Consider the following 6,680-nt stretch of genomic DNA (forward strand, 5'->3'; position numbering starts at 1 on the left):
GGTGAACACAACTACAAGGACACGCTCAGATTCATCAAGAGTGTGCAGGACACGAACGTGACCAGGATTTCGTCGATCATCCTTCCGAGCGGCGGCCACAACTTCAACACCTGGCGGCGCGAGATCCCCGCCACGCTCCAGTGGCTCAGCACCCGACTGGTCGCCCACTGAGCCACGGCGGTGACGGCCACGTCCAGGATGGCTGACGATGCGGTCGTGGCCTGGTGCACGGCATCCTCGCGCACCGGGTCTACGTAGTCGCTGCTGCCCTGGCTCCCAACGTCAGCTGCACGGCGGGCAACGGCTACCACGTGCTGGTGTGACCATGGCTCGCGTTCACAGGCCGGTCGGGGCGGCCGCTATGTCGCGGGCTTGGTCAGCAGCAGTTCGGTGTTGTGGTCTGCGGCGGTCCCGATCCGGGTGGCGGGGGTGGCGTAGGGGTCGTGGTAAGCGAGATCGCGGTAGAGGGCGGCCAGGCCGCGGTCGGACGTGTCGGTGACGTCGGCCGCTTACGGTGCCGCGGACCCGATGAGCGTGGTGAACAGCGACAACGTGCCGTCCTGGTTGTCGGCGACCTCGATGATCCGCGCGTGGTGCGGGTAGTCGACGTGGGAGGCGGTGTTGATCTCCCAGAAGGAGCGCTCGGGGATGGCGTGGCCGTGCGGGATGATCTGATTGGCGTGCGTGTGGCCGTTGGCCCAGGCCACGACGTTGGGGAAGCGCTGAAGCAGCGCAACCAGTTCGTCACCGCTGTGGCGGCCCTCGAAGGGGTGGTACGGGTCCGGCAGCAGGTTGCCCACCGTGCCGCTGGTGTGGTGGCTGAAGACGACGAGGCGGCTGCCGGATCCGCCGCGCACCAGGGTGCCGTCGCTGTCGTACCAGTGTCCGCTGTGCGCCTCAAGAACCGACTCCAGCCGGTTCAGTTGCCCGGTGCCCAGTGAACCGACGGCGAATCCGGCCCGGTTCGTGGTGTCGAGGCTGATACCGAGGACGCCGTCGGCGAGGTCGAAGGTGTAGTAACACATGGGCAGGGCGGCGATCGGCCTGGCCTCCGCCACAGCGGGCGCGGCGATAGCGGCTGGCAGCGGCAACTGCCACGGGCCCCCTGCGCCAGGCTGCTGCTCAAGGCCCTGCGGCTCGAGCCGTGGCTGTCACTGGGCGCGCTGCTGGACGCCCTGGTCACGACGGCGGCTATGGTGAACTGGCCCCCGCCGCTGGACCGACCGCGCGGACTTCCGGAAACGAACGGTCGGCTGGAGCATGCCACCAGGAATCAGATCTCCGCAGAGGCCGAGGACGCCGAGGGCCGCTCCGCCACCGGGAACGCCATGACGACCACGGTCCCCGGCCAACGACGTCATCAGGGCCCACCGACACCCATCTCCTGGCGCGACCCGACTCCCTGGAGTTGTTCGACCGTCTGGCCATAGGCCGAAGCGTCATGGGCCGGTGGTCAGTTCACCTTCCGGTCCGGGCCGGGCCAGTACGGCTGGCGGAGCTTGAACTTCTGGATCTTGCCGGTGGCCGTACGGGGGATGGCATCACGGAACTCGACACTCGTCGGCGCCTTGTAGCCGGCCATGCGCTGCTTGCAGTGGGCGATGATGTCGGCCTCGACCACCGTGGCTCCCTCGGCGAGCACCACAAGCGCCTTGATCGTCTCGCCCCACTTCTCGTCCGGCACCCCGATGACGGCGACCTCGGCGACCGCCGGGTGGCTGAAGATGGCGTCCTCCACCTCGATCGAAGACACATTTTCGCCGCCTGTGATGATCACGTCCTTCTTCCGGTCGGAGATCGTCAAGTGACCGTCGGACTTGTCGATCCTGCCGCCGTCACCGGTGTGAAACCACCCGCCCTTCATGGCCACCGCGGTCTCCTGAGGCTTGTCCCAGTACCCGTCCAGTACGACGTTCGACCGGGCCAGGACCTCGCCGCTCTCGGAGACCTTCAGCCTGACTCCCAGCGCGGGCAGTCCTGCACGGGACAGCTTGCGCGCTCGCTCCCCAGCGGGCAGTTCAGCATCTGCCGGCCTGGACCGGTTGAACGTGAGCAGCGGGGACGTCTCGGTCAGGCCGTAGATCTGCGTGAACTCCCAGCCCAGTTCCTCCCCCACGCGCTGGATGAGCGCGCTCGGAGGCGGAGCCCCCGCGCACACGATCCGTACTCGATCACGGCCAGGGATCTCTCCCTCCCATGAGGCCGCCGCATCCAGCACCGCCTTCCACACCGTCGGTGCGCCACACATGAGCGTCACGCCGTGTCGGTCGACCCGGCGAAGGATCTCCGCGCCGTCGACCTTGCGCAACACCACCTGCTTCACGCCCAGTCCGGCCATCACGTATGGCATCCCCCAGCCGTTGCAGTGGAACATCGGCAGCGTGTGCATATACACATCGCGTTCCCACACCCTGGTGTGCAGCCCGAAGGTCATCCCATTCACCCAGATGTTGCGGTGGGTCAGCTGCACCCCCTTCGGGCGGGCGGTGGTCCCTGAGGTGTAGTTGATCGTCGCGGTGGCATCCTCGTCCGGGTCCGACCACGGGCGGGGGGCTACGCCGAACCGCATCAGCTCGGTCTCGGTCTGCTCCCCGAGGACGAACCGGTGGCGCGCCTTGACTCCGGACAGCACCTCGTCCAGCTCGGGGTCGACGAGCAGCACCGACGAGCCGCTCTGCTGCACCACGTACTCGACCTCATCGGGCTTGAGGCGGAAGTTGACCGGCACGCAGATCCGACCGCTCATCGGCACCGCGAACAACAGCTCCAGCAACCGTGCGGAGTTGTGGCTGACCACCGCCACCCGCTCGCCCTCACCCACGCCCAGCGCATCCAGCCCCGCCTGCCAGGCGCGCACCCGCTCACCCAACTGCCCGTACGTCGTCTCCGGTACGGGCACGCCTGGCTGATCCGGCTCGTCCACCACACCGGTGTCGGAGGCGAAACCCAACTCGGCCCGCTCGAGAAAATCGGCGACCGTCATCGGAACACGCATAGCTCATCCTCCTGCATCCGGAACAACTACTTCGTGCGGAAGCCCCGTGCTTCCCAGCGGTTTACCCAGCTAGCCGCTTGTGCAGGCCATGCCCCCGCTCGCGCCCGCCGCGTCGAGCAGATGGCCGGCCACTGTGCGCGCGCCGTCGTCGCCGACGAGCACGGTGTAATGGTTGACGTCGGCCACCCGCTGCGTCGTCAACCGGGCGGGGTCCAGGCCGGCGGCGGCCAGACGCTCTTCGTCGTACAGTCCCTGCGGCTCGTCCATCAGGCCCCGGTCGGCCCACAAGAGCCGGGCGGGCAGCTTCAGTTGACCTACCGCAGCCAGTACCTCAGGATCGCGCAGCACCTGTGTGCCGTCGATGCGCACGGCGTCGCGCACGCAGGACGAGCGCAATCGCGGTTGCGCGCCGACGAGGTCGCGTTGGATGTAGGCGTCCACCCACGGCGACCACGAGCCGGAAAAGGCCGGGTGATCCCGCCAGTAGTCACGGTATGCCTGCCGGTCGGGGAAGGTCATGGCCAGCCGGCGCATCGCCGGGCCGATGACGGCGTCGAGGAGCGCGTCGGGGTCCAGATGGGTCGGTGCGGGGAAGCCGAGCCCGCCGTCGACGAGGACGAGCGAGGCGAACCTCCCAGGATGGTGCACGCCGGTGAACGCGCTGACGAAGGCGCCCATCGAGTGGCCGGCGAGCACCGCCCCCTGCAGCCCGAACGCCTCGGCGATCGCCGCCACGTCGGCGGCGTGAGCGGCGATGCCATAGGGGCCGGGCAGCGACCGGCTGCCGCCCCGGCCACGCAAATCTGGCGCGATCAGAGTGGCCTGGCCTGCAAGGTGGTGGGCGACCCGGGCCCAGGAGAGTGCATTGGCGGTGATGCCGTGCACCGCGAGCACCACGGGGGCGCCTGGTTCGGCCGCAGGCCAGCGCAGCAGGGCGAGTTCGCCGCCGCTGATGGCCACGGTCAGTTCTTCGTACGGATCGGTCTCCGGCGTGGCCCTGCGGCGAGGGGGCTCGGCGTGACGCGTCATTCTTGGCGACTCCTCATCTCGTCGCGCACCGAAAGGGTGATCGTCCGGTCGCGTGTCGCGCACGGTATGGCCCTGCCGGCGGATCCGACATGTGCTCAGCGCATGCAGGGGGCCTCGGATTCATGTGGTGGGTCGACGTGGTCGACGTGCAGTGTGTGCGCCCCATCGTGGACTTCACGGTAGAGGCGAAGCAGGTCCCGGCAGATGCCAGGCCCGGGGCCGCCCACCGTCTGACGACGCCCCCCGGACAGTCGGCGAGGCCGCTGCCGCTACGACTACTGTCCGGGACGCAGCCACAACGTGCCCCGGGCGCGCCACCCGAGGCGGCGGCCTGCTCGCCGACGGCGGCCCCGACTACTCCCATCGGTCCCATGAGGGCATCGCGAGAGGTCACCCGTCGCACCCACTGCCCTGCATTACACACCGCGCCGAGCTGGTCGCGATGCGTGATGAGTAGGCGTCGAGGACAGGACAGGCGGCACCCTGGAGGAGGGGTGACGGCGGGAGAGGAGGCGTGATGCGAACCAGTGATGAGATCTATCACCGGATCCGCTGGGACCCCCGCTTCGATCCGGCCCGGTTCGTGTTGGGGGTCAGCCAGCGCGGGGATGCCCTCAAACGCATCTCGCTGACTTCCTTCGTCCCCGGAGGCGACATCCCCTGGCACCGGGTGGTGTTCATCGAGGCGGACGGCGAGGTGCTCTGGGACCGAGCCACGGGAACGGACCGCATCGACGCGTCGGGCGCCGGCCGGGTACGGGACACGCAAACGGGCCTGAGCTTCGGCAGGGGCGCACCTGTCGGCGTCCTCGGCGTGTCCCCGACAGCCCGTACAGCGGTGGCCTGGATCCCGCCTGCGGAGCTGTGGCCGCCGATCCAGGACATCCGCCGGGACTACGATCCGCAGATCCACCGGTGGCCGCCGCACGTCAACGTCCTCTTCGGCTTCGTGCCGGAGTCCGACTTCGAGCGGGCCGCCTCACTGCTCGCCGCGGCGACGGCCGAGACGCCGGTCTTCACCGCCCGGCTGGACGGGGTGTGCTCCTTCCAGCACAGGGCTGACTCCACCGTGTGGCTCGACCCCACGGCGGCCGGCAAGGCGCCGTGGACAGAGCTGCACCGCGTACTGCGGAAGCGGTTCCCGCGCTGTTGTGGGCCCGCCAAGAACTTCACCCCCCATCTGCCCCTCGGCCGGACCCGGGATCCGCGCCGAGTCTGCGCCGACTGCGCCACCCGGCTCGACGCCATGACGGCGACGGTCTGGGAGCTCGCCCTGCTCTCACGCAGGGGCCACGGGCCGATGCGGCCACGAGCCACGATCGCCCTGCGCACGGGCGAAATCCGCTGGCTGCCCACACCCCGCCTCGAAGCGCCGGACCCGGAGGACACCGCATGGCTCTCCGGGATCACCGACAGGTGAGACCATGGCCAGGTGGGGCGAAGGGCCCCCCAAGGATCCAGGTTGCGTGCGCGGAGTGTTCTGACGCCTGCCGGAGACGCATCAGCGCTCACCCCTCCCGGCAACCAACACCCTTGCGTCCCCTGGTCCTCCGTTCTTGTTCATGCGTGCACCGTTGTTGGACGACACGGCCGACGCATGCGCTCGGCCGGCGCAGCACGTGCTCGGCAACGGCCTTGAGTTCTACGCCCGGTGCTGATACCCGAAGATCAAGGAACCTCGAATGCCTCCTCCGCCCGGGAGCCCTCGCGAAGCATCTCCTTCACCCCTTCGGGACCTGCCGTTTCCAGGAGCGGTAGCAGGCTCTCGGCGACCGTGAGGAGCGCCTCCGCCCAGGTCAGGTCCTGGCGAGGAGGACCGTGGGGGCGCGCGTCCCTGCGAACAGGCGTCCACCGGATGGGGGGCTGCTCGTGGCGGCCTCGCTTACCCGTGACTACCGCTCGGGAATGGCAAGTTCACGGCCGCGGTAGAAACCTTCCCGCTCCTCCACGACGTATGGGGCCATGGCGGCACGCCGCTGCTTCTCCGGCTCGGAGGCCCGCCAGGAGTCGCACGCCTCCTTGGACTCCCAGAACGAAACCCCGGTGATCTCCTGTCCATCCTCGGACCAGTACGCGAAGGCACGGTGCATACCCTCCGGGCGGGTGGCAGGCCGCCACGCCTTCTCGAAGTCCTCCAGGGTTTCCGGCCTCACGCGGCGGGCGGTCACCCAGACGAAGTGCTCCTCCATAGTGGCCTCCTTCGCTATGCCGGTTCGGCCCTCCGGTGCCACTTCGACAACCGTAGATCCAAAGCACCGCTCGCGCCTGCGCGGCAATCGTTGGTGGCGCCGAGGTACCCCAGCCGGGTAACCGGCATGTGAGCCGGGCGGCCTGCGTGATTCGGGCGTTTCCGGTCGTGAGAGCGGTGACGGGACCATGGAAAGGAGGAAGCTGGAGTCGAAAGGGCGCCCCATCGGCAGTGATGGCGATGAGGGGCTCGATCCTGCTCGGGACTGTCCGCGGGCCGGCGGTGCGAGCGCACTGGAGGCCGCCGATCATGCTCCTCTTCGCCCATGGCCTGGTTGCCCAGGCACTCCCCGGATATGCACCGGGCCGGGCGCCGGTACTGTACGCGGTCGCCGGCGTCATCGGTACGTCGCTGCTGCTGGTGGTGCATGAGATCGGGCAGTGGATCACCGCCGCAGGCTGAAGGTCG

5 protein-coding genes and 2 pseudogenes are annotated in these 6,680 nt (G+C 69.0%); 3 read left to right on the forward strand and 4 right to left on the reverse strand.

What is annotated here, in order from left to right; all coding sequences use genetic code 11:
• Positions 1–171 (forward strand): annotated as a pseudogene (locus AB0D93_RS41165) (esterase); the annotation flags it as partial.
• Between the two features lie 338 nt (positions 172–509).
• On the opposite strand, the gene AB0D93_RS41170 reads toward AB0D93_RS41165, so the two are convergent.
• From AB0D93_RS41170 to AB0D93_RS41180, 3 genes are all read right to left on the reverse strand, one after another.
• Positions 510–1,058 carry a hypothetical protein gene (locus AB0D93_RS41170; RefSeq protein WP_362131783.1) on the reverse strand — a complete coding sequence of 183 codons (549 nt, stop codon included), beginning with the start codon at positions 1,056–1,058 and terminating at the stop codon, positions 510–512.
• A gap of 395 nt (positions 1,059–1,453) precedes the next feature.
• Positions 1,454–2,995: an AMP-binding protein gene (locus tag AB0D93_RS41175; protein ID WP_362131786.1), complete on the reverse strand. Its 1,542-nt coding sequence runs from the start codon at positions 2,993–2,995 to the stop codon at positions 1,454–1,456.
• A gap of 69 nt (positions 2,996–3,064) precedes the next feature.
• The gene (locus AB0D93_RS41180) at positions 3,065–4,024 is read right to left on the reverse strand and encodes an alpha/beta hydrolase (RefSeq protein ID WP_362131789.1); all 960 of its coding nucleotides are present in this window, start codon (positions 4,022–4,024) and stop codon (positions 3,065–3,067) included.
• Positions 4,025–4,541: 517 nt separating this feature from the next.
• On the opposite strand from AB0D93_RS41180, the pseudogene AB0D93_RS41185 reads away from it, so the two are divergent.
• Positions 4,542–5,372, forward strand: a pseudogene (locus AB0D93_RS41185) (RNA repair domain-containing protein); the annotation flags it as partial.
• Between the two features lie 544 nt (positions 5,373–5,916).
• On the opposite strand, the gene AB0D93_RS41190 reads toward AB0D93_RS41185, so the two are convergent.
• Positions 5,917–6,213, reverse strand: coding sequence for an antibiotic biosynthesis monooxygenase (locus AB0D93_RS41190; RefSeq protein WP_362131792.1), 297 nt, complete (start codon positions 6,211–6,213; stop codon positions 5,917–5,919).
• A 308-nt stretch (positions 6,214–6,521) separates the two neighbouring features.
• Here AB0D93_RS41190 and AB0D93_RS41195 point away from each other — a divergent pair, with 308 nt between their 5' ends.
• On the forward strand, positions 6,522–6,674 hold the full coding sequence (locus tag AB0D93_RS41195; RefSeq protein WP_362131795.1) for a hypothetical protein: 153 nt from the start codon (positions 6,522–6,524) through the stop codon (positions 6,672–6,674).
• Positions 6,675–6,680 lie beyond the last annotated feature (6 nt).

The sequence above is a fragment of the Streptomyces sp. NPDC048191 genome (assembly GCF_040652655.1).
Taxonomy (GTDB): domain Bacteria; phylum Actinomycetota; class Actinomycetes; order Streptomycetales; family Streptomycetaceae; genus Streptomyces.

Excerpts from the sequence above, each read along its gene's own strand:
- AB0D93_RS41180 (WP_362131789.1), bottom strand. The coding sequence starts at position 4,024 with ATGACGCGTCACGCCGAGCCCCCTCGCCGCAGGGCCACGCCGGAGACC.
- AB0D93_RS41175 (WP_362131786.1), bottom strand. The coding sequence starts at position 2,995 with ATGCGTGTTCCGATGACGGTCGCCGATTTTCTCGAGCGGGCCGAGTTG.
- AB0D93_RS41190 (WP_362131792.1), bottom strand. The coding sequence starts at position 6,213 with ATGGAGGAGCACTTCGTCTGGGTGACCGCCCGCCGCGTGAGGCCGGAA.
- AB0D93_RS41195 (WP_362131795.1), top strand. The coding sequence starts at position 6,522 with ATGCTCCTCTTCGCCCATGGCCTGGTTGCCCAGGCACTCCCCGGATAT.